The organism is Allorhizobium sp. Av2, assembly GCF_021462805.2.
Lineage (GTDB): Bacteria > Pseudomonadota > Alphaproteobacteria > Rhizobiales > Rhizobiaceae > Allorhizobium > Allorhizobium vitis_G.
Window position 1 is genome coordinate 399,642 of record NZ_CP192696.1, and the last position, 19,946, is coordinate 419,587.

The 19,946-nt window shown below is 57.0% G+C and carries 24 protein-coding genes and 1 tRNA gene; 18 read left to right on the forward strand and 7 right to left on the reverse strand.

What is annotated here, in order from left to right:
• The first annotated feature begins 1 nt into the window (after position 1).
• The 8 genes from FS819_RS01915 to FS819_RS01950 are packed head-to-tail and all read left to right on the forward strand — an operon-like array spanning position 2 to position 6,752.
• Positions 2 to 508 (forward strand): HK97-gp10 family putative phage morphogenesis protein, encoded by a 507-nt coding sequence (locus FS819_RS01915; RefSeq protein ID WP_156548566.1) that lies wholly within the window; start codon positions 2 to 4, stop codon positions 506 to 508.
• Positions 505 to 918, forward strand: a complete 414-nt coding sequence (locus tag FS819_RS01920; protein WP_156548565.1) for a DUF3168 domain-containing protein — start codon at positions 505 to 507, stop codon at positions 916 to 918. The genes FS819_RS01915 and FS819_RS01920 overlap by 4 nt, the downstream gene beginning before the upstream one ends.
• On the forward strand, positions 915 to 1,226 hold the full coding sequence (locus FS819_RS01925) for a phage head closure protein (protein ID WP_156548563.1): 312 nt from the start codon (positions 915 to 917) through the stop codon (positions 1,224 to 1,226). Before FS819_RS01920 ends, FS819_RS01925 begins: the two co-directional genes overlap by 4 nt.
• Entirely contained in the window at positions 1,223 to 1,660 is a 438-nt protein-coding gene (locus FS819_RS01930) for a phage terminase small subunit P27 family (protein ID WP_156548562.1), read from the forward strand. The genes FS819_RS01925 and FS819_RS01930 overlap by 4 nt, the downstream gene beginning before the upstream one ends.
• The gene (locus FS819_RS01935; protein ID WP_156548560.1) at positions 1,641 to 3,233 is read left to right on the forward strand and encodes a terminase large subunit; all 1,593 of its coding nucleotides are present in this window, start codon (positions 1,641 to 1,643) and stop codon (positions 3,231 to 3,233) included. The genes FS819_RS01930 and FS819_RS01935 overlap by 20 nt, the downstream gene beginning before the upstream one ends.
• Positions 3,233 to 5,338, forward strand: coding sequence for a tail tape measure protein (locus FS819_RS01940; RefSeq protein WP_156548559.1), 2,106 nt, complete (start codon positions 3,233 to 3,235; stop codon positions 5,336 to 5,338). The genes FS819_RS01935 and FS819_RS01940 overlap by 1 nt, the downstream gene beginning before the upstream one ends.
• Entirely contained in the window at positions 5,338 to 5,697 is a 360-nt protein-coding gene (locus FS819_RS01945; RefSeq protein ID WP_156548558.1) for a phage tail assembly chaperone, read from the forward strand. The genes FS819_RS01940 and FS819_RS01945 overlap by 1 nt, the downstream gene beginning before the upstream one ends.
• A 5-nt stretch (positions 5,698 to 5,702) precedes the next feature.
• Positions 5,703 to 6,752 (forward strand): hypothetical protein, encoded by a 1,050-nt coding sequence (locus tag FS819_RS01950; protein WP_156548556.1) that lies wholly within the window; start codon positions 5,703 to 5,705, stop codon positions 6,750 to 6,752.
• 178 nt (positions 6,753 to 6,930) lie between these two features.
• Here the strand turns inward: FS819_RS01950 and FS819_RS01955 are convergent, their stop codons facing one another.
• From FS819_RS01955 to FS819_RS01965, 3 genes are all read right to left on the reverse strand, one after another.
• Positions 6,931 to 7,170 (reverse strand): hypothetical protein, encoded by a 240-nt coding sequence (locus FS819_RS01955; RefSeq protein WP_156548554.1) that lies wholly within the window; start codon positions 7,168 to 7,170, stop codon positions 6,931 to 6,933.
• A 40-nt stretch (positions 7,171 to 7,210) separates the two neighbouring features.
• Positions 7,211 to 7,498, reverse strand: coding sequence for a hypothetical protein (locus FS819_RS01960; RefSeq protein ID WP_156548552.1), 288 nt, complete (start codon positions 7,496 to 7,498; stop codon positions 7,211 to 7,213).
• A gap of 104 nt (positions 7,499 to 7,602) precedes the next feature.
• Positions 7,603 to 8,085, reverse strand: coding sequence for a helix-turn-helix domain-containing protein (locus FS819_RS01965; protein ID WP_234624768.1), 483 nt, complete (start codon positions 8,083 to 8,085; stop codon positions 7,603 to 7,605).
• Between the two features lie 346 nt (positions 8,086 to 8,431).
• Here FS819_RS01965 and FS819_RS01970 point away from each other — a divergent pair, with 346 nt between their 5' ends.
• The 5 genes from FS819_RS01970 to FS819_RS01990 are packed head-to-tail and all read left to right on the forward strand — an operon-like array spanning position 8,432 to position 10,487.
• Positions 8,432 to 8,758: a hypothetical protein gene (locus FS819_RS01970; RefSeq protein WP_156548548.1), complete on the forward strand. Its 327-nt coding sequence runs from the start codon at positions 8,432 to 8,434 to the stop codon at positions 8,756 to 8,758.
• Complete coding sequence (locus FS819_RS01975; protein ID WP_156548547.1) at positions 8,755 to 9,018, forward strand: hypothetical protein; 264 nt, start codon at positions 8,755 to 8,757, stop codon at positions 9,016 to 9,018. Before FS819_RS01970 ends, FS819_RS01975 begins: the two co-directional genes overlap by 4 nt.
• Before the next feature lie 29 nt (positions 9,019 to 9,047).
• The gene (locus tag FS819_RS01980; RefSeq protein ID WP_060719183.1) at positions 9,048 to 9,281 is read left to right on the forward strand and encodes a MerR family transcriptional regulator; all 234 of its coding nucleotides are present in this window, start codon (positions 9,048 to 9,050) and stop codon (positions 9,279 to 9,281) included.
• On the forward strand, positions 9,278 to 9,472 hold the full coding sequence (locus tag FS819_RS01985) for a hypothetical protein (RefSeq protein WP_060719182.1): 195 nt from the start codon (positions 9,278 to 9,280) through the stop codon (positions 9,470 to 9,472). The genes FS819_RS01980 and FS819_RS01985 overlap by 4 nt, the downstream gene beginning before the upstream one ends.
• The gene (locus FS819_RS01990) at positions 9,456 to 10,487 is read left to right on the forward strand and encodes a site-specific integrase (RefSeq protein WP_060719181.1); all 1,032 of its coding nucleotides are present in this window, start codon (positions 9,456 to 9,458) and stop codon (positions 10,485 to 10,487) included. The genes FS819_RS01985 and FS819_RS01990 overlap by 17 nt, the downstream gene beginning before the upstream one ends.
• Positions 10,488 to 10,546: 59 nt before the next feature.
• On the opposite strand, the gene FS819_RS01995 is transcribed toward FS819_RS01990, so the two are convergent.
• Positions 10,547 to 10,620: transfer RNA gene (locus tag FS819_RS01995), tRNA-Gln, on the reverse strand.
• A 360-nt stretch (positions 10,621 to 10,980) separates the two neighbouring features.
• Positions 10,981 to 11,298 carry a hypothetical protein gene (locus FS819_RS02000; protein ID WP_409050066.1) on the reverse strand — a complete coding sequence of 106 codons (318 nt, stop codon included), beginning with the start codon at positions 11,296 to 11,298 and terminating at the stop codon, positions 10,981 to 10,983.
• Between FS819_RS02000 and FS819_RS02005 the strand changes: the two genes are divergently transcribed.
• The 3 genes from FS819_RS02005 to FS819_RS02015 all read left to right on the forward strand — a co-directional run bounded on the left by FS819_RS02005 (position 11,206) and on the right by FS819_RS02015 (position 14,002).
• Entirely contained in the window at positions 11,206 to 12,735 is a 1,530-nt protein-coding gene (locus FS819_RS02005; protein WP_409050063.1) for a Ppx/GppA phosphatase family protein, read from the forward strand. The two genes, FS819_RS02000 and FS819_RS02005, sit on opposite strands and share 93 nt — an antisense overlap.
• An 84-nt stretch (positions 12,736 to 12,819) precedes the next feature.
• Entirely contained in the window at positions 12,820 to 13,605 is a 786-nt protein-coding gene (locus tag FS819_RS02010; RefSeq protein ID WP_156548543.1) for an RlmE family RNA methyltransferase, read from the forward strand.
• 13 nt (positions 13,606 to 13,618) lie between these two features.
• The gene (locus tag FS819_RS02015) at positions 13,619 to 14,002 is read left to right on the forward strand and encodes a VOC family protein (protein WP_156548541.1); all 384 of its coding nucleotides are present in this window, start codon (positions 13,619 to 13,621) and stop codon (positions 14,000 to 14,002) included.
• A 15-nt stretch (positions 14,003 to 14,017) separates the two neighbouring features.
• On the opposite strand, the gene FS819_RS02020 is transcribed toward FS819_RS02015, so the two are convergent.
• Positions 14,018 to 15,385: a putative bifunctional diguanylate cyclase/phosphodiesterase gene (locus FS819_RS02020; RefSeq protein WP_156548539.1), complete on the reverse strand. Its 1,368-nt coding sequence runs from the start codon at positions 15,383 to 15,385 to the stop codon at positions 14,018 to 14,020.
• A 315-nt stretch (positions 15,386 to 15,700) separates the two neighbouring features.
• A complete protein-coding gene (locus tag FS819_RS02025; protein WP_156548537.1) occupies positions 15,701 to 17,365 on the reverse strand; it encodes a response regulator in 1,665 nt (554 codons plus the stop codon).
• A 361-nt stretch (positions 17,366 to 17,726) separates the two neighbouring features.
• Here FS819_RS02025 and mutL point away from each other — a divergent pair, with 361 nt between their 5' ends.
• Positions 17,727 to 19,580 (forward strand): DNA mismatch repair endonuclease MutL, encoded by a 1,854-nt coding sequence (mutL, locus tag FS819_RS02030; protein WP_156548535.1) that lies wholly within the window; start codon positions 17,727 to 17,729, stop codon positions 19,578 to 19,580.
• A 117-nt stretch (positions 19,581 to 19,697) separates the two neighbouring features.
• Positions 19,698 to 19,928: a DUF2093 domain-containing protein gene (locus tag FS819_RS02035; protein WP_015915055.1), complete on the forward strand. Its 231-nt coding sequence runs from the start codon at positions 19,698 to 19,700 to the stop codon at positions 19,926 to 19,928.
• The last annotated feature ends 18 nt before the right edge of the window (positions 19,929 to 19,946 follow it).

The window sequence follows — 19,946 nt, forward strand, 5'->3', positions numbered from 1 at the left end:
CATGGCAAATGACGGCGGCATTTCCAGACTGCAACAGCGCATGAACGCCATTCCCAAGGCGGTGCGCGATGGTGTGAGGCCCGCCATGGAAAAGGCAGCGGGCGATATTGTCGATTTGGCAAGGGCGCTTGTCCCGGAAGATGAGGGCAAGCTGAAAAACTCTATCGGCTGGACGTGGGGTACGGCCCCGGCTGGTAGCATGGTGCTGGCGCAAAGCGTCAGTGGCGAGCTGACGATCACAATCTATGCCGGGGATGATGAAGCGTATTACGCCCGCTGGGTGGAATTCGGCACACAAGCCGGCGTCTTTAACCAGCGGGTTTCCGAACGCGGCGCGGGTATCCATCAAAGCAAATCGAAGGGGCGCAAGAGCTACCGCACACATCCCGGCACGGCTGCGCAACCGTTCTTCTTTCCGGCCTATCGCCTCGGCAAGAAGCGCGCCGCGAACCTGATCAAGCGGGCGATTGTCAAATCCGTTCGCGAAAACTGGGGGAAGGGCCAATGAGCTTGGAAACCGCGCTACAGGTAGCTTTGCGGGGAAGGCTGATCGCCACGGCGGCAGTAACCTCGCTTGTCCCAGCTGTAAACATTGTCGATCGCACAAGCGCGCCGCCGCTTGATCCATCTATCGTGCTGGGCGAGGTCCAGGTTGTCGATGACGGTAGTAGCCTGAAGCGGGACCGCGTGCGGGTGTATTCGACCATCCATGTGTGGAAACGCGAAGAAAGTCTGAGTGGTATCCGCGCCATTGGCTGGGCGATCCGCTCTGCGGTTCGTCCTGGTCGCCTGGATCTTGGCCCGGATTTTCAGTGCGGTGACTGCTTCATTTCCTCGACACGCCATTTGCGCGACCCGGACGGGGCAACGGCGCATGGCATCGTCACGGTTGAGACGCTGGTGAAGGTGCTGTCATGAGGTCTGGAAAACTCGATGCCCTGATCACATTGCAGGTCGCGACCAATACAACGCGGCCTGACGGCGCAGTGATTTCCGAATGGTCCGACTTTGCCAAGGTTCGGGCCGAGATCATCGAATCAGGAACGGAACGGTTCTTCCGCGCTTACGGTGCCACGGATGAAGACTTGACGGTTTTCCGCATCCGCTATGTCGCGGGTCTCCTGATGGCGCATAGTATTCTGTTTAATGAAAAACGTTTCCGCATTGAACATTTAACCGAGATCCGCCGCAAGCGCGGCTGGGAAATCAGGGCGGTGTCGATATGAGCACACGCGGACGAAAAGCAGATTTGCGCGTCATTGAGGGCGGCGGCATGGAGCAAGTCCCGGATGGCGTCCCGTCGCATATCCCGGACGAAATGCGATCCGAATGGTTAGCCGTCGCCAATGATTTGAAGCAGCGGCGCATGCTGACAGAAGCGATGTTTGGCAGCGTTGATGCCTATGTCATGGCCATGTTCAACGTCCGCAAGGCGCAAGAGGCCATCGATAAGCATGGCCTGCTGATCGACAGCGGCAAGGGCATTCTCAAGCAGAACCCGGCTGTCAGTCTACTGGGCAAAGCGCAATCGGCAATCCTTCGCCTGTCGGCAGAATTGGGCCTGACGCCCGCCTCACGCTCCCGCTCGAAAATGAAGGGCGGCGGCGACGGCGACGTTCCTGGACAAAAGGACATGTTCGATGACGTCATGGATTTTTGACGATAGCCCGATTGACGATCCGTTCGGCTATGGCGAGCGGGCGGTGAAATTCCTGCGGCTTTTGAAGCATCCAAAATCGACAATGCCTGGAAAGGCTTTCCAGCTCGATCCGTGGCAGGAACGCATTGTGCGCCGGATCTACGGCCCGCGTCATCCTGACGGTCGCCGGATCGTGCGCACGGTCGCCATGCTGCTACCACGCGGCAACCGCAAGACCTCGCTGGGCGCGGCGCTGGCGCTTCTCCATACCATCGGTCCGGAAAATCTGCCCGGTGGCGAATGCATGGTTGCGGCCTCGGATAGATCGCAGGCCCGGATTGCCTATCAGGAAGCCTATAACATCATCGGTGCGGAACCTCGGATGGATGGTCGGCTTCACCTGACGGACTCGAAGAACCGCATCCGCAATCCCAAGACCGGCGCATTCTTTGAAGCCATCAGCGCCGACGCCAGAACGGCCCATGGTCATACACCTGTCTTCGCCCTGGTGGACGAATTGCACGCCTGGCCGAAACGCGATCTGTGGGAAGCCATCCGCTCCGGGCTTGTGAAAGTTGCCGGTTCGCTGCTGATGGTGATCAGCACGGCGGGCCGTGGGCAAGAGAATGTCGCATGGGAGTTTTATGACTATGCCCGCAAAGTCCAGCGCGGCGAGATCATTGATGAAAGCTGGCTTCCGATCCTGTTTGAAACGCCCCGCGATGCGGACTGGCAGGATGAAACCGTCTGGTACGCTTCCAATCCGGGCTTGGCATTCGGGTATCCCGACATAGCGGGTATGCGCCAATTGGCGCGGGAATCCGCCGAAATCCCGGCAGAACGGGAAGCCTTCAAGCAGCTCAACCTTAATATCTGGCTTGATCATTCCCTCGATCCGTTCGTGGATATGATGGTCTACGACGAAGGCAATTATCCGGTTGACCTTGATGACCTTGAGGGCAAGCCCTGCTGGCTTGGTGTTGACCTGTCATCCAACAATGACCTGACTTCGGTTGTCGCCTGCTGGGGTGACAGCGAAAGCGGTTACACCGTCCACCCGTGGTTCTTCTGCCCTGCGGATAACCTTCGCGCCCGCACGGATCGCGACAAGGTGCCTTATGTGGCATGGGCGGAAGAGGAACATATCATTCCGACACCCGGCAATGTGGTGGATTACCGTTCGGTTGAGGATCATATCCGCGAATTGTGCGCCCGCTTTGATGTGCGCGAAATCGCCTTCGATCCGCACATGGCCCGCAACATCATGAACAACCTGCTGGACGATGGCCTGCCAGCGGTGGAAATGCGGCAAGGCTGGGTGACGATGGCTCCGGCTGTGAAAGAGTTGGAACGGGCCATTCTTGGCCGTCGCTTCCGCCATGGCGGCCACCCCGTCTTGCGGTGGAATTTCGATAACATCTCGGTTCATACCGACACGGCGGGCAATCGTTCGTTTCACAAGGGCAAGAGCAAAGACCGGATCGACGGCGCGGTGGCCGCTGCCATGGCCGTGGCCCGGTGTGCGGCCGGTGACAGCAACGTTTCCAGTTACGACCATTTCGAAGGCAATCTTGAAGAGTGGAGCTACGCATAATGGCTGATGATGAAGAACGGCTTGTGGTGCTTCTTGAGGCGCGCATTCGTGACCTTGAACGCAATATGGCGAAAGCCTCCGGGACCACAGCGAAGCGCTTCCGGGAAATGTCACTCTCTTCCAAATCTGCGACAAAGCAGATGGAACAGGACGCGATCCGCTCCACAACACGGATCAATCAGGCCATGGCGACGGTCGGCACGAAGATCGGCGCGGTTGGCAAGGCTTTTACTGGTGGAATTGCCGGTGGCATCGCTGGGCTTGGGGTGGCGGGTGCGGTCACGGCATTCCGTGAAATTACGTCCAGCCTTGCCGAGATGAACGCGGAAGCGCTCCGGGCGGGTCTCAGCACCAAGGCGTTCCAAGAGCTGAAATATGTCGCGGATCAAAACAAGGTCAGCGTTGACGCCCTGACGGACGGCATGAAGGAATTGAGCCTGCGGGCCGATGAATTCATCATTACCGGCAAAGGCTCCGGGGCGGAGGCATTCCAGCGCCTCGGCTATTCTGCGCAGGAGCTGAAGGAAAAAATCAAAGATCCGGTCGCACTGTTTACCGAAATCATCGGCAAGTTGGGCGAATTGGACAAGGCTGCGCAAATCCGCATATCGGACGAACTGTTCGGCGGTACGGGCGGCGAACAGTTCGTGCAACTCATTGGGCGCGGTGAACAGGGCATCCGCGACCAGATCAAAGCCGCCAATGATCTGGGCATCGTCATTGACGATAGCGTCATCAAAAAAGCGGTTGAGGTCGATGCCAAGTTCAACATGATCGCGGCCACCATCGGCGGCAACCTGAAATCGGCAGTGGTTGAAGCGTTCGAATATCTCGTGAGTTTCGTTGACAGCTATCGCGATTTCCAAAACCAGACGGACGCAACGCTTGAACGACGGGTTGCCGAGCTGGGGCAAAAGCGGCTGGATCTTGAAACCAAGATCCTTGAGACCCAAGATCGTCAACGCCAGGGCATGGAAAAGCTGTCCTCCGTCGCGAAAAACCTTGGGTTTGAGGATTCGAAGAATTCTATCGTTGCAGGTGATACCGGCCAAATCGAAGAATACCGGCGACAACTGGCGGCGGTGGCGGAAGAGGAACGGCAGATCGTGGAGGAACGCGCCCGGCGTCCGACGATCAGCACCCCCACGCAACCGACCGGAAGTTACAGCGGCGGTCAAACGGTTCCGTCCAGCAGCACCAGTTCCAAAAAAAACAGCAGCCCCGATGAATACCAGCGGGCGACGGAATCCCTTCGGGAACACATCGCCGTCATGCAGGCCGAACAGGAAGCGCAAGCCGGGTTGAACCCTCTCATTGACGACTATGGTTTTGCTGTTGAGAAGGCCGCTGCTCAACAGGACTTGCTTAATGCCGCCAAGGAAGCGGGCATCAAGATCACGCCAGAGCTATCCAGCGAGGTTGATAAGCTTTCCACGGCCTACGCCAACTCGGTTGTGCAGGCGAAAAAACTTGGCGATACGCAGGACGAAATCCGCCAACGGGCGGAAGAGGCAAACCAATTCAACAAGAGTTTTACACGCGGCATTGTTGACGGGTTCATTGAGGGCAAGAATGCCGCCGATGTCTTCTCGGATGCCCTGAAAAAGATCGGTGACCGGCTTCTTGATATGGTCTTCAACGATCTGTTCGCCTCGCCAACCCAAGGCGGAAGCGGCGGGGGGGTAAGCGGAATCATTAGCGGTTTCGGCAAGTTGTTGGGCTTTGACAGCGGCGGCTATACCGGGCCGGGTGGGAAGTATGAACCGGCTGGCATCGTCCACAAGGGCGAAGTCGTCTTCAGTCAAGCCGATGTCCGCCGCTTTGGTGGTGTGGGCCGGGTGGAAGCCTTGCGGCGCGGCTTCGGTTATGCCGATGGCGGGCCGGTGGCCGTGACGCCTGCGCCCATGGTCAACACATCGTCTGGCGGTGCCAGTGCCAGCGCCACGCCTATCCATATCACCCTCAGTCCGGTGATAGATAATCGCGGTGCCTCGGCTGAGGCTGTTGCTCGCAACGAACAGGCATTGGCGAAATTCCAGAAAACCTTGCCTGCACAGATCATCGCCACGATCCGGGATGCAAGGGCCAGGGGGGTGAGGATCTAATGAACCGGTTTCACGCCCGCCTTTGTGCCGAGCTGGAAAGGCAACTGGCCTCACCCGGCTGCATTCCTCGCCTTCCTGTTGGCTCCGAAATCCTCTGGTCCTGGTTCCAGGATCTAAACCAAACCCGGTCCTTTGGCTTTTCCGCCCCCAACGCCATCACCTATGGCGAGATCGATGCTTATGCCCGTCTGACAGGGGCGCCAATCGCTCCCCGTCATGTCGCGGCCCTGCTGGCCATGGATGCCGCCTATCTGCGTTTCCACCAGAAACGCCAGTCCGTCCCGGATGGCGTGAAAACGCTTCCGCCTGTTTCCAAGGTTCCGCTGTCTGCGGGCCTGATCGACGCAATGTTTGGGTGAATGCCATGGCATATTTGGATAACTATCTGAAAGCGCGCAACGAACGCCTGGGGACGCAGCACAAGGCCAAGTCAAGAAAGACCAAGCAGCGCCAAATCATCAAGGGAGATCGGCGCAAGCACGTCATAGACAAGGTTATGGATACTCTTTCGGACTGGCGTTATAGCCCTTTCGAACATGAAGGCCCTTGTCACACGGGCCTCAGGTCAGCCTTATGTATGGAGGGTTACAGCTGGTCGCTTTCAAACACAGAAGCAGGCAATATCGTCGGGGAAGCTCTTAGACTTACTGGCGCGAAACGACCGAGCTGGGATCAAGGCCAGCCCGAATATCTCTTAGCTTATGACGTATGTTCCGGGTGCCATGGGCCAATGCCGGAAGATATGATAACGGGAGGTAGGCGTGGTCGCTTTTGCTCTGATGAATGCGCCCGCAGCTTTCTTGTTAAGCGAGATTTTACCAGCTCATTACATGCCAGCCGGATCGAGGCTTCCGCATTTTCGCTGATCAATCGTGACCGGCGACCGCTTCGAACCTGTGAGAATTGCGGCGATCAATACCGTGGCTTCAGTCGTAATGACCATAGCCAGAAATATTGTTCAAGGAACTGCTATGGGCAGGCCAAGCGAAAGCTTCAGCAACAGGATTGCCCGATATGCAGTAAGGGTTTTCATCCTTTGCATGAAGGGCAGGTTCATTGCTCCTGGGCATGTTTGAGGCAAATGAAACTTGAAAAGACATGCGTCGTCTGCAAGCAGAATTTCAACGCGAAGTCAAAGAAAGCAATCTATTGCAGTGAGAAGTGCCGTTCCTACCACGTTAGGCATGGCCAGGGCGGTGAAGTGCCTTTGGTTGGGGTGCCTCGGGCTTGCACATGCCAACATTGCAATGTTGAATTTGAGGTGATGAACGCACGGCCCAAAAAATATTGTAGTAATAAGTGTGCAAGAGCTGTTGAAAAATTGATCCGGCAACAGCGAAATAAAGCGCCGCAATCCAATATCATCTATCTCACGGCGGAAATCTTCGATGGGTGGTTTAAGCAGGCGGCCTGAAAGCGTTCACGGTGGGAACGCTTTATTCCTCCCGTTTCGCCAAGTTGGCGAACTGATGCGGAGTAGCTTCGCCGAGTTGGCGAAGCTGGCAAGGTTAAAGCCATGCGGCTTGCTTCAACGCTTAGTCTATGCGGGTTTACTAGCTGGGGCCGGTAGCCCTAATAATTTACCGCTTGCGTCAGCGGGGACTAATGCTGGCTTTGCCGTTAATCAGTTCAACATGGACTGGATGCTGGGTGCCATTAGGGGCTTCAACGAAGACATTTGCATCTGTACACGCTGAGATTAAAACATCGGGGTCGCCGTCAATGGTTCCAGTTTTGATCGTCTGACGTGTCGGGGTGCCGATTTGGTAGGATATTTGCACCGAGGTAATCTCGTGGCGAGTACCGTCATCTAACACTATTTTCCAGCTCATTTTACTTCCTCACGTTAAGAGTGGGCGAAGATCACTCTGACTATTTGTGCTTACTATCAAATCGGAATCCGCAATGCTTGCAGACATTGGCAACGTAGAGGATGGTTTCACCGCAGTCCGGGCAAGCCTTGGTTGGTTGGACGCGAGTCGTCTCTAGGAGATATGGTGTTTCTGTCGCCTTCAATGACGGCAGGCAGGCAATAAGGATGATGCCAAATATGGATATAAGCAGGCCGACAAAAAACCAACCTACGCCGCTACGACCTTTCGCGGTGGCAATGATCGCAGTCACTACTCCGCAGATAAACCATAAAAGAAAAAGTTCCATAAATGCCCCCGGAGGCCACTGATACTCGGCATAGATGGCTAAACATCTAATGAATGTCAACTTATGGTTGATTTTTCTTGTTTTAAGAATTTACAAGCATATTTTTAGAAATTTTGATTTATTTTTCCTAGTATATTATTTAATTTAGTAATTGTCTTTAAGTCTATAAGTTCTATTAGGATTTCGAGCACGCTTTCGCTGGTTTCTTCTTCAAATCCTATTTCTCTTATTTTTTCACGTACAATTGATTCAGCTTCCCTGAATAGATGTCCCATGGAAATGCGCTCATCTAGGGTTGGATTTCTTTTGAGATCCTTTTCGAATTTAGAGAACGCATAGAGGGTTGCGGCATATGTCACATCGTTTTCACGGTTGGTTGCCACCTCTCTGGTTATCTCGTTATGGGCGAAGTCAGGCCCGAAGGCATTTATAAGCCGGATCTCTACTTCCCACGGAATCTTTCCGCGCCTTCTCCAATTGGCAATAGCCTGCTTAGAGATGCCTAGGCTTTTGGCGGCCTCTTCATCGGTGGTTACCCCCAATGCAGCCTTGACCCTCTCGATGTAGACGCGAACAGGTTCAACCATCACTCTTGACAATCATAGTTAATGTAGTCATAGACTTCAAAATGAAGTCAGAGACAACGAATATCGCTCATTTTGTTCCCGGCGCAAGCCTTCTCGCTCGCGTTCGTTCCGGCTTTATCTATCAGGGTACATCTTTGAGCAAGTGGTGCTTAGAAAATGGCGTTTGCCGCGTATGGGCCGCTGACGCGCTCAAGGGAAAACGAAACGGCCCAAAAGCTGAGGAACTGAGAAGGCGTTTGCTCCTTAGGGCATCTTATATTGACATAAAAGGAAATGAAAAAGCCGACGCACGGTCCTGAGAAACTCCGCGTCGGCTTTTTGGAAAACAACCCAGAAAGGATCATTTATGACTACCGTACATACACCACAAAAACCCGATGGCGCAAGGGCGTTTCCCTTTGGTGCGGCTGAATTGGCGGAGGCCGTAGAAGGCTATCTCGATGCGATTTCGTTTCTTGATGCCGCAATCTTCGTGACCGACGAACTTTACGGTATGGCTGAATTCACCGGCTCTGAAGATATCATTCGGGCATTACCACGTCTTCTTAAACGGGCGAGAGGTTGCATCGACAAAGCGGGCGATATCGCCATGGATCTGGAACAGGACGTAAGGACGCCGTGTCTTTGGTTTGTGCCTAAGCCCTGTGAAATGCCGGAAGGCGATGCGGCATGAAAACCATCACCTCTGATGAGAAATCTGCGGCCATAGACGCATGGCTCGACACGGACGCATTGATTACGGCGGCGGAGATCGTATCCGAGTTCGTCGTGAACAATGACCCTAACAGCGAATGCAGAAAAACGAGAAGGCTTCGAAATGAAGCTATTTTCAGTCTGCCTGTCTTGCTGCGCACGGTGCGAGACCGGTTGATTCCGGTCGAAACTCTCGTGATGAACTACGAGTTCGCCATAGGTGAGCCGGTGGAAAACTAGCCCACAATTCGTTTCGCAGAGTCGCCCCAGTGGCGACTCTTCTGTTTGATCTCATTGAACTGGATCTTTCCATGAAAAACGAAAATGACGATACCCTGGGTATCAAGGAAATCGCCGCAGAGCTGGGCTGCTCCACTCGCACCGTACGCCGTTACCACGCAAAGGGCCAGATCGCGACATTCAAAGCTGGCTCCAGCACCAGCCCGATCAAAATGAGCCGCGTCAACCTGCGCCTTCTCCAGAAAAAGAGGGGTAAAAGATGATGGCGAAACTTCAAGCAACTTGGCGCACGGTTGATATTAAGCGCGCTATCGATGGGGCAAGAGCCGGTGGCCTGAATGTGGGCCGGGTGGAGGTTGAAAACGGAAGGATCATTCTGATTTCAACGCAAGCGGTTCAAGCTGCTGAGACTGAATTGGACGTATGGGAGCGGGATCGTGCGCGTAAAGCTTAAGGGGCTGAATAAGGTCAAAAAGAAGCTGGCAGACGGAACGCCCGTTACATACTTCTACGCCTGGAAAGGTGGCCCGCCACTGCCCGGAAAGCCGGGTGATCCCGAATTTATGGCCGCATATAATGCGGCCATTTCTCGCAAGGTCGAGCCGCAAGCAGGAACGTTGCAATCGATACTGAATGCATTCCAGGTGAGTTCCGATTGGGATGATTTGGCACCGCGCACAAAGTCCGACTATGTGAAGCTGATCAAGGTGATCGAAAAAGAGTTCGGTACATTTCCAATTTCCGGCCTCAAGAACAGACGTGCAAAGTCAATCTTTCTCTCATGGCGGGATGAGCGGGCAAGGGCGTCTCGTCGTCAAGCTGATTATGGTTGGCAAGTTCTGGCGCGTATTCTCTCATGGGCGATTGGTCGCGGTCTCATCGAAGCGAACCCCTGTGAAAAGGGTGGGCGGCTCTATCAGGGTTCGCGGGCCGAATTTGTTTGGACGGGTGACGATGAAGCCAATTTCCTTGCATCTGCACCGCCGCACCTTCATTTGGCGCTAATACTTGCTCTTTGGACTGGGCAAAGGCAGGGCGACCTATTGGCCCTGACGTGGCCGCAATACGATGGTGAGCGGATTCGACTGAAGCAAGGAAAGACCGGGGCGCGGGTGGTGATACCTGTCGGCGGGCCGCTTAAGGCAATGCTTGACCCGATCCGGCAAAAGGTGGGCCATGTGCTTCTTACGCTTGATGGTACGCCATGGACTTCGGGCGGCTTTTCATCCTCATGGCGCAAAGCCTGCGCGGCGGCTGGCGTCGTCGGTGTAACGTTCAACGACCTACGAGGAACAGCCGTCACGCGCCTTGCGCTTGCCGGATGCACAGAAGCTGAAATCGCGACTATCAGCGGCCACAGCCTGCGCGACGTTCGCTCAATCCTTGATTCCAATTACCTGAACAGAGACCCAGAGCTTGGCGAAAACGCTATTCGGAAGCTCGAAGGGAGAACAAAGTTTCCCAACTGAGTTTCCAACTGACCATAAATGTTCTGAGAGAAAACGAGGGAATACGCTGTAAAAACAATTGGCTGGGGAACCTGGATTCGAACCAAGATTAACGGAGTCAGAGTCCGTCGTTCTACCGTTGAACTATTCCCCAGCAGGGGCGGCGTTGCCGTCTGATGGATGCGGCTTATAAACAAAAGCTGGTTGATTGCAACTGTCTTTTTGCAAAAAAAGTGAACCGGTTCAGACAAATCGGTTTTGTCGCAGTTCCGCCCCTTGAGTGGCGTTGGTTTCGGCCTCCCTTGACCGGAGAGGGAGGGGCTTAAAAAGCGTTTGGAGAAGCTTGCCGGGCCTGCTACAATTTTACCAACGAAAATCTAAGGATCGCCAGCGGCATATTTGAAACGGACTTTCCTCTTGGATTTTCCTGATCAGACTTTGCGCGGCGCTATGGAAGACATCAGTGGTAGACCCTGGCAATGGCGGATTTCCGCCAGAAAACGGGGCGTCAACGTCAAACCGTACCGAGGGCAAGCCCTCGAGGCGCGGTCGGGGCAAGCGGAAAGGCCGGAAATCCGGGCCGCCAGCTAACCCCGTGACGCAAGACCGGACGGCTTTGGCCGAGCCGGATCGACGTCCCATACAACAAGATCAGCAGGCGGCCCAGCAGGCGCCGGGCCGAAAGCGTAAGCGCCGCAGGAAAGGCCGTGGCAACACCTTGCCGGGGCAGGTCCAGGCGGTGCCGCATCAGGGCGTGGAAACGCAAGGGACAGTGGCCCAGGCTGAGCGGCAGGCAGAGCATCATCATCGTGATCAGGGCTCTGCCGGGCATGCGCCTCGCGAGGCAGGTTTATCCAATGCTCAACGGTCTAATCCTCAGGGGCCTCACACCAAAGAATCCCCTATCCAGGGACATGCCCTTGCTGGCGAAACCGGCGGTGCTGCCAGGAAACCCACCAGGAAGCGGCGTAAGAACCGGGGCCGGCAGAACGCCCAGGTGCGTCCCTTGCAGCCTGGCCGCAGCGTGGATGCCAAGCCTGCCTCTGCCAGCTATTGCCCGCCTGCCGTGGAGGGCCAGAAGTCGGCTGCCGGCTCTGGCGAGGCACCACATGGCCGCAGCCGCCACGGCGGACATGGACATGCTCATGGTGGACATGGTGGACAGGGACATCATCCGCATCATGGAAAGCACCAGGGCCATCACTCCGGTCACGGTCCTTCTGACGACCATCCTGCCGATTTCTATGCGGCGCTCGATCTCGGCACCAATAATTGCCGGTTGTTGATTGCCCAGCCGACCCGGCCCGGCCAATTCCGGGTGGTCGATGCTTTTTCGCGCATCGTGCGTCTGGGGGAGGGGCTGGCTGCGACCGGTCGCCTGTCGCAGGACGCCATGGACCGGGCCATTGAGGCCTTGAAGGTTTGCGCCTCCAAACTGCATGGGGTTGACCTGCGCGGCAAGCGGTTGATTGCCACCGAGGCCTGCCGGGCCGCAGAGAATGGCGAGGCATTTCTGGAGCGGGTGCGGGCGGAGACCGGGCTTGAGCTGGAAATCATCAATCGCGAGACGGAAGCGCGGCTGGCGGTGTCCGGTTGTTCCTCGCTGGTTGGACGCGAAGCCCGTTCGGTCGTGCTGTTTGATATCGGCGGCGGTTCCTCGGAAATCGCGGTGATCCGCATTGGCGACAATCGCTCCAGTCGTCTCGCCAATCACATCACCCACTGGACCTCGCTGCCGGTCGGCGTGGTCACGCTGTCGGAGCGCCATGGCGGGCGCGATGTTTCGCCCACGGTGTTCGAAGCGATGATTACCGAAGTGGCGGGCATGCTCGATCAGTTCGATTGCCCCTCGGTCGAGGCGCTTGGTCATTCTGCTGCCGATGTCGATTTCCACCTGATCGGTACGTCCGGCACGGTGACGACACTGGCGGGCGTGCATCTCGATTTGCCGCGCTATGATCGCCGCCGGGTCGATGGGCTATGGTTGAGCGATGACGAGGTCTCGGCCATGCAGGCCAAGTTGCTGTCCTGGGATTACCAGAGCCGCGCCGCCAATCCCTGTATCGGCCCGGACAGGGCGGATCTGGTTCTCGCTGGCTGCGCCATTCTGGAAGCGATCCGCAGGCGTTGGCCCTCCAGCCGCATGCGGGTGGCGGACCGGGGCTTGAGAGAAGGGCTGTTGACCGACATGATGGCCGATGACGGTGTCTGGCGACGCAATCGCACGCGACGCCCGCCGGGCAGCCGGGATCGTGTCCCGCATTTGTGACCGGACGTAATATTGAGGCATAAAAGTGTTACAGCGGATCGAAGTGCGGATGCACAGGGCGCTGTCAGGAGTTGAGCAGTAAGCATGACCAAACCACCTATTGGCGGCAACCGCACTGGACGAAAACTGGGCCAGAAGGTCAAGAAGGGCAAGTTGAAAGCGTCGTCGCGGCGCTGGCTGGAGCGGCATATCAACGATCCCTATGTGCAGCGGGCCAAACTGGAGGGCTACCGCGCGCGCGCGGCTTTCAAGCTGCTGGAAATCGATGAGAAGCACAATATTCTCAAAGGCGCCCGACGCATTATCGATCTGGGTGCTGCACCCGGCAGCTGGTCGCAGATTGCCGCCAATGTCACCGGGTCCACCGATAGTGACATCCGGGTTGCGGCCATCGACTTTCTGGAAATGACCCAATTGCCGGGCGTGAAGATCCTGCAACTCGACTTTCTCGACCCCCAGGCGCCCGCCCTGCTGATGGAAGCGGTCGGCGGTGTGCCGGATGTGGTGATTTCCGACATGGCGGCACCCACCACCGGCCACCAGAAGACCGACCACATTCGCACCATGCATCTCTGCGAAGTGGCCGCTTATTTCGCCGTGGAAGTTCTCGCTGAAGGCGGGCATTTCCTGGCAAAAACCTTTCAGGGCGGCACGGAAAAAGACCTGCTCAACATGCTCAAGCAGAATTTCAAGCAGGTCATCCATATCAAGCCCGCGTCTTCACGTCAGGAATCGGTTGAAATGTTCTTGCTTGCCAAGGGCTTCAAGGGCAGGCGGTCCGGCAATGCGCTGGGTCATGAAGTGGAAGACGACGGACCCATGCCGTATGATCCGCGTGAGGATGCTACGGCTGACGAGGATCAGGATTGAGCGGGAATAGTCAATGCTCCTCTATCTCACGCTTGGCTCCAACGACCTGGAGCGTTCCGGACGGTTTTACGATGGCTGCCTCAGCGCGCTTGGCTTCATCCGCCGGGTGACGGAAAAAGACGAAATCGGCTATGGCGCGCCATCGGATGTGCGATGCCGGTTCTGGCTCGTCAGCCCTTATGATGGCAGGGCCGCCAGCTTCGGCAATGGTTCCATGGTGACGCTCAATGCTGCTAGCCGGTCGGATGTCGAGGCTTTTTATGCGGCGGCACTGGCAAATGGCGGTTCAGATGAAGGTGCGCCGGGTCTGCGGCCTTTTCATGCGCATTTCTATGCCTGTTATGTCCGTGATCCCGATGGCAATAAATTATCGGCGGTCTGCGAGCGGCCAGAGTAATTGACGGCTGCTTACTCAATAGCCAGAAAACGGCCCCGTCTGCCTGCGAGCGGCGAAGTCGGAATATTGGCGCGATAGATAGCGCAGCGTCGCCATCGCATCGGCGGGCCTGCCGAAATAATAGCCCTGGCCCATGGTGCAGCCCAAGGCCAGGAGCCGGGTTGCTTCGCTGAGAGTTTCGATGCCTTCCGCCACCACTTGCAGATTCAGGCCTTCGCACATGGTGATGATCGCCCGGACGATATGTTCGGAGGTGGTGTCGGTCGTGATTGCCGAGACGAAGGCCCGATCGATCTTGACCTTGTCGAAGGTGAATTCCCTTAAGCGTCCAAGGCTGGATTGGCCGGTGCCGAAATCATCGAGCGAGATACGCACGCCCGCCGCGCGCAGTTCGGCGATGATCCGCCCGGCCATGTCGGCGGAACTCATCACAGCGGTCTCGGTAATCTCCAGTTCCAGCCGCGACGGGTCGAGGCCGACACTGTTGATGATGGACAGCGTGCGTGAGGCCGTGCTGGAATCGGTCAATTGCACGGAGGAAAGGTTGAAGGACAAAAACAGTTCTCGCGGCCAGGTCAGCGCCGCTTCCGCAGCCTTGCGCAACAGGGTTTCCGACAGCGTGTCGATAAAGCCCCTATCCTCGGCCAGTGGTACGAAGATCGCTGGCGAAACAAAGCCAAGATCTGGATCGATCCAGCGGGCGAGCGCTTCGAAACCCAGAACCTTGCCATCGACAAGCGAGACGATCGGCTGGAAATGGGTATCGACGGCATCGTTGATGATCGCATTGCGCAGGGCCTGCTCCAATTGGGTGGAGCGGCGCATTTCCTGGGCAATTTCTCGCGAATAGACGGTTATCTGGCCGCGTCCGCGCCGTTTTGAGCGATAAAGAGCCGTCTCCGCACTCTTCATCAGCGTCTCGAAATCGTCTCCGGCAAAGGGAAAGATTGCAAAGCCCAGCGAAGCCGAAAGCCGGACATTACGGTCGCCGAGGTCGTAGGGCGCTGATAGCACGTCCTTGATCAGATTGCCGATCCGCTCGGCGCTGATCTGTTCGAAAATCAGCGGCAGGACCACGGCAAACTCGTCACCATCGTGACGGGTAACAATGGCGCCATCGGGAATACAGGCTTTGAGACGATGGGCGACCTGACACAGGATTTCATCCCCCGCCAAGGATCCGAAAAGGTCGTTGATTGGCTTGAAACCGTCCAGATTGACCAAAGCCACAGTAAATGGTGCGGGATCGGCGGCGCGCTCCGCCGATAGGCTGCGGATTCGCTCCTGCAGCCTATGGTGATTGCCAAGCCCCGTCAGCGGATCGGTAAAAGCCTTGGCTTCTCCCTGATCGATGTCTGGCACTATGGTGTTGGCCGCACCCATTCATTATCCCAAAAAAAGTCATAGATCACGGATCTACCATGCGCATAAAAAATTAATAAAATTCTAGCGTTTAGCCGAGGGGGACTGTGGATTCTTACCCGTGATTTACTGCATACAACTCGAAACCGTCAGGTTCACATTCAACCAGTCAGACGGTTGTTATCTTTGATGCGGTTTGACTTTTCGGCATAACCCGCATTGGTGTCGAAGACAGCATCGGACCGAATGTTAAGAAACGGTTTTCGAAAAACTCAGACGCCCAAACAAAAAGTGAGCATTGTGCTGATTTCGATTTCTGCCCGATGCTTTAACCCATCACGCCGTTGCATGACGGCTTGTTTCGAGATGTCGCTCCAGAAGTTGTTCGATCATGTCGGGGCTGAGCGGCTTGACGATGACATCGTCCATGCCCGCGTCGAGGCACCGGCCCCGGTCATGGTCGAAGGCTGGCACCAGCACGCCGATAATGGCCGAGCGGGGATCTCCGGCCCGCTGCCTTTGCCGCATCAGGCGGCAAAGATCCATGCCATTGATATCCGGCAGCGAAATATCCATGAGCACGATGGCGGGACGTTCGGCCTGCCAGATCGCTAGGGCATCCGCACCGTTGACCGCCAGCTTGTAGCTGCGGCCAAGTCCTTCGAGGATTTGCGAAAACACGATCTGGTTGACTTCATTGTCCTCGACAACAAGGATGTCCACCGTCTTCTTTGGCGCGCGGACGATGCCTGCCGGGTGAGACCCTGTCCGCGCAGAGGTCGCGGCCCGTGGCTGAAGATGCTGGGTCAGGCGCGCTGCGACGCTGTTGCGGTCAGCGACGAGGGTTCGCGTCGTATCATCGAGTGCAAGCTGCTCCCGGCTGACAGACATGGCTCTGTCTGTAATGATCAGGTCAATGGACATGGCCAGCGATCTGGCAAGTTCAATGACGGCGCGCAATTCGTAAGGGCTATGAACGATGCAGCGATCGCTTGCCTCTTGCGGCAATGCGCCCACGGCATTTGCGAGGAAAATCGGATCGCTGCTGGCAATCAACACACGTTGCCGCAGGCTGTCTTCTCGTGGAGGCTCGGTTGCCGGTTGCGCCTGCTTTTGCGGCGGAGATAGCGGTGAGGTGATGTGGGCTGCCGGGCTTGGTGCGTTTCTGCTTTCCGCCCGGATCGTTGGGCGAAGCAGATGGGCGGCGCCGTCGACGCTTGCAAAGGTCACCACGCAAAAGCTGCGGTCGGTCTTGCCGATCCGGTTGATATAAGCAGCGGGTGCGGCTTGCGACGAGCCGGGATCGGCAATCCGGATGAAGCGCTCGCGAACACTGACCTGCTGCTCAGCCTGCTGCAAGCTGGCGAGGAAGCGGCTTTCAAGCAGATCTGCGGCAGGGCGGCCCAGAATGGCGTCTTCACTTGTCCCCATCATGGCGACGAACGCCTTGTTGATGCCAACCACGATGTGCTGGCGATCCCAGACCATGACCGGTTGCGGCAGGCTGTCGAGAATATTTTCCGTGACTTCGACCCGTTCCAGATCGATGCGCCATTGTTCTTCGCGCTTTTTCTGTTCGGTAATATCGGAAATCGCGCAAATGCCAAAGCCATTGGCGAGCCGTCGATTGAGCTGGCGCACTGTGCGCTTCTTCACGGTTCTGTCGAGTGTTTCGAAACGCTCGCGCCAATGGGACGCAACCCGCTCGGCCAGCCACTCTTCTCTTGACGGAGGGTTGGAGGACAGGATGGCGCGGATGCAGTGATCGTAAATTGCGCCCAGGCAGTCACGCAGCCTGGTGCCCGCTTGCAGGTAGAATTCCGGAATTTCGAAGAAGTTCAGCAATTGCGGGCTTGCATAGACGATAATATCGTCGCTATCGACAACCAGAACCGCGCTGCCCTGCGCATCGCAGACGGCATCGAGAAGGCTATGCTCCAGAACCAGGGCGCTTGCCCAGGTCCGGTCCGTTGCCTGCCTGTCGCCCGGTTGCTTATGCATCTTCGCCTCCAAGGCGTTGCATCTCGTTCAAGATAAGCATCGGCCGCATTATCCTACCAACCCATGTTTACTGCATGGCCAGCCGGATCGGAATCGACTCCCGGTAGAAATATGCAGCATATAAAACTTATTTGCGTTTTCGTCGTGCCTTGATGATACCAAACAGTGCAGGAGTGGGTCACGCCAACCAAAACAGCGGTTTTCTTCGACGGCCGCGATCAAAAACGATTAAAGTTGAATTAAGCCTATTGGTATTCGATTAATGCCCCCTTAATGACAGGGGCGAGAGTTAGGGAAGATCGCGGTGAATTGTGCCCTTGCCGGACTTTCTTCTTGGCCGACAATTGGCGACAATAAGCGTATGAGCATCAAACAGCTTTCGGAAACCCTGATCAACCAGATCGCCGCTGGCGAAGTGATTGAGCGTCCGGCCAGTGCCGCCAAGGAATTGATCGAAAACGCCATCGATGCCGGGGCAAGCCGCATCGAGATTGCCACCGCAGGTGGCGGCAAGGCGCTGCTGCGCATCACCGATAATGGCTGCGGCATGGATGGGCAGGATTTGGCGTTGGCGGTTCGCCGTCATTGCACCTCCAAGCTCAGTGATTCGTTGATGGACATCAAGAGCCTCGGTTTTCGCGGCGAGGCGCTGCCCTCCATCGGCTCGGTGGCGCGCCTGACCATTGCCAGCCGCAGAGCAGACAGCGCCAGCGCTTTCCAGATCGCGGTGGAAGGCGGCAAGGTTGGAGAGGTGCGCCCGGCGCCCGGCAATCCCGGCACGGTGGTCGAGGTGCGTGACCTGTTTTTTGCCACACCGGCCCGGCTGAAATTTCTGAAAACCGAGAGAGCCGAGGCTGCGGCGATTACCGAAATGGTCAAGCGCATGGCCATCGCCTTTCCGAAGATCCGCTTCGTCCTGTCCGGCTCCGACCGTTCAACCCTGGAATTGCCGTCGACCGGCGACGATCATCTCGCCCGGATTGCCCAGGTGCTTGGCCCCGATTTTCGGGACAATGCCATTGCGCTGGACGCTGAGCGCGAGGATGTGCATCTGGGCGGCTTTGCCGGTGTGCCGACCTTCAACCGTGGCAATTCCGCCCATCAATATGCCTTCGTGAATGGCCGTCCGGTGCAGGACAAGCTGATCCTGTCGGCCATTCGCGGCGCCTATGCCGAAACCGTGCCGCATGGCCGCTATCCGGTGGCGGTGCTGGCGCTGACGGTTGATCCGGCCCTGGTCGATGTCAACGTCCATCCGGCCAAGTCGGATGTTCGGTTTCGCGATCCAGGCCTGGTGCGCGGCCTGATCGTCGGGGCGATCCGCCAGGCCTTGACGCGCGAAGGCGACCGGTCGTCCACGGCGGGGGCCGATGCCATGCTGCGGGCCTTTCGTCCTGGTGCAAATGGCGGTTTTGCCGAAGGCGCGCAGGCGGCTGCGAACAATTCTTATGCGCCAACCTATCATGCGCGCCCGCCGCAGCCTTCAGCATGGAGCGTCGATACGTCTCCACACAGGCCGCTTGATGGGGGTCAGAGCCGGTTCGATGGTCTGGCGATGCCCGCGGCGCGGGCGGAGGCGCATGTCTCGCCCTCACAGATCTCGGAGCCGGTGGCGATGGCGATGGAAAGTGGCTCGTTTCGCCTCGGCGCGGCGCGGGCGCAGGTTCACGCCAATTATATCGTTGCCCAGACGCAGGACGGACTGGTAATCGTCGATCAACATGCCGCCCACGAGCGTCTGGTGTTTGAGGATATGCGCAAGGCGCTATCGGGGCGCAGATTGCCCAGCCAGGGCCTGCTCATTCCCGAGATCATCAGCCTGCCGGAAGAAGACTGCGACCGGCTGATGGAACATGCCGAAAACCTCGACAAGCTTGGCCTTGCCATCGAACGATTCGGGCCGGGAGCGATTGCCGTGCGTGAAACACCTGCCATGCTGGGCGAAGTGGATGTGCCGGGGCTTGTGCGGCAATTGGCCGATGAAATTGCCGAATGGGAGACGGCGGGCAGCCTGTTTGCCCGGCTGGAACATGTGGCTGCCACCATGGCCTGCCACGGATCGGTGCGCTCCGGTCGGTTGCTGCGGATCGAGGAAATGAATGCGCTGCTGCGACAAATGGAGGAAACGCCCGGTTCCGGCCAATGCAATCACGGGCGTCCGACCTATATTGAACTGAAACTGTCAGATATCGAGCGGCTGTTCGGGCGCAGTTGACGGTTGATTGCAAGGGCAGTTTGTGTGCATTTATAGACGGCATGCGACTGCCGGTTTGGCACGGAACGTGCAGGAATTACAAAACGACAAGAACAAGAAGAGAGTTAGGACCACTCCATGAATCGCTTCGAAAGCCGTGGAAATCGCGAGGCCACGGTGAAATACCTGGATGCGGACTTCCAGATCACCTTTCCCGGCTCCTACGTGGTCTGCGCCATCACCGGACGGCCGATCACCATTGATGAGCTGAAATACTGGAGCGTCGACCGCCAGGAAGCCTATGTCGATGCGGCGGCCTCGCTCGAAGCGGAAAAGCGCGCCGGCAACCTGCCAAACCAGAAGCGGTAAGCGGCCAGACCCGGTGCG

Coding starts and splice junctions, on each gene's coding strand:
- FS819_RS02015 (WP_156548541.1), top strand. CDS start 13,619: ATGCTCCTCTATCTCACGCTTGGCTCCAACGACCTGGAGCGTTCCGGA.
- FS819_RS02020 (WP_156548539.1), bottom strand. CDS start 15,385: ATGGGTGCGGCCAACACCATAGTGCCAGACATCGATCAGGGAGAAGCC.
- mutL (WP_156548535.1), top strand. CDS start 17,727: ATGAGCATCAAACAGCTTTCGGAAACCCTGATCAACCAGATCGCCGCT.
- FS819_RS01930 (WP_156548562.1), top strand. CDS start 1,223: ATGAGCACACGCGGACGAAAAGCAGATTTGCGCGTCATTGAGGGCGGC.
- FS819_RS02000 (WP_409050066.1), bottom strand. CDS start 11,298: ATGCCCGGCAGAGCCCTGATCACGATGATGATGCTCTGCCTGCCGCTC.
- FS819_RS01940 (WP_156548559.1), top strand. CDS start 3,233: ATGGCTGATGATGAAGAACGGCTTGTGGTGCTTCTTGAGGCGCGCATT.
- FS819_RS01960 (WP_156548552.1), bottom strand. CDS start 7,498: ATGGAACTTTTTCTTTTATGGTTTATCTGCGGAGTAGTGACTGCGATC.
- FS819_RS01950 (WP_156548556.1), top strand. CDS start 5,703: ATGGCATATTTGGATAACTATCTGAAAGCGCGCAACGAACGCCTGGGG.
- FS819_RS01925 (WP_156548563.1), top strand. CDS start 915: ATGAGGTCTGGAAAACTCGATGCCCTGATCACATTGCAGGTCGCGACC.
- FS819_RS01920 (WP_156548565.1), top strand. CDS start 505: ATGAGCTTGGAAACCGCGCTACAGGTAGCTTTGCGGGGAAGGCTGATC.
- FS819_RS01970 (WP_156548548.1), top strand. CDS start 8,432: ATGACTACCGTACATACACCACAAAAACCCGATGGCGCAAGGGCGTTT.
- FS819_RS01955 (WP_156548554.1), bottom strand. CDS start 7,170: ATGAGCTGGAAAATAGTGTTAGATGACGGTACTCGCCACGAGATTACC.
- FS819_RS01965 (WP_234624768.1), bottom strand. CDS start 8,085: ATGGTTGAACCTGTTCGCGTCTACATCGAGAGGGTCAAGGCTGCATTG.
- FS819_RS02035 (WP_015915055.1), top strand. CDS start 19,698: ATGAATCGCTTCGAAAGCCGTGGAAATCGCGAGGCCACGGTGAAATAC.
- FS819_RS01935 (WP_156548560.1), top strand. CDS start 1,641: ATGACGTCATGGATTTTTGACGATAGCCCGATTGACGATCCGTTCGGC.
- FS819_RS01985 (WP_060719182.1), top strand. CDS start 9,278: ATGATGGCGAAACTTCAAGCAACTTGGCGCACGGTTGATATTAAGCGC.
- FS819_RS01975 (WP_156548547.1), top strand. CDS start 8,755: ATGAAAACCATCACCTCTGATGAGAAATCTGCGGCCATAGACGCATGG.
- FS819_RS01945 (WP_156548558.1), top strand. CDS start 5,338: ATGAACCGGTTTCACGCCCGCCTTTGTGCCGAGCTGGAAAGGCAACTG.
- FS819_RS02010 (WP_156548543.1), top strand. CDS start 12,820: ATGACCAAACCACCTATTGGCGGCAACCGCACTGGACGAAAACTGGGC.
- FS819_RS01915 (WP_156548566.1), top strand. CDS start 2: ATGGCAAATGACGGCGGCATTTCCAGACTGCAACAGCGCATGAACGCC.
- FS819_RS02025 (WP_156548537.1), bottom strand. CDS start 17,365: ATGCATAAGCAACCGGGCGACAGGCAGGCAACGGACCGGACCTGGGCA.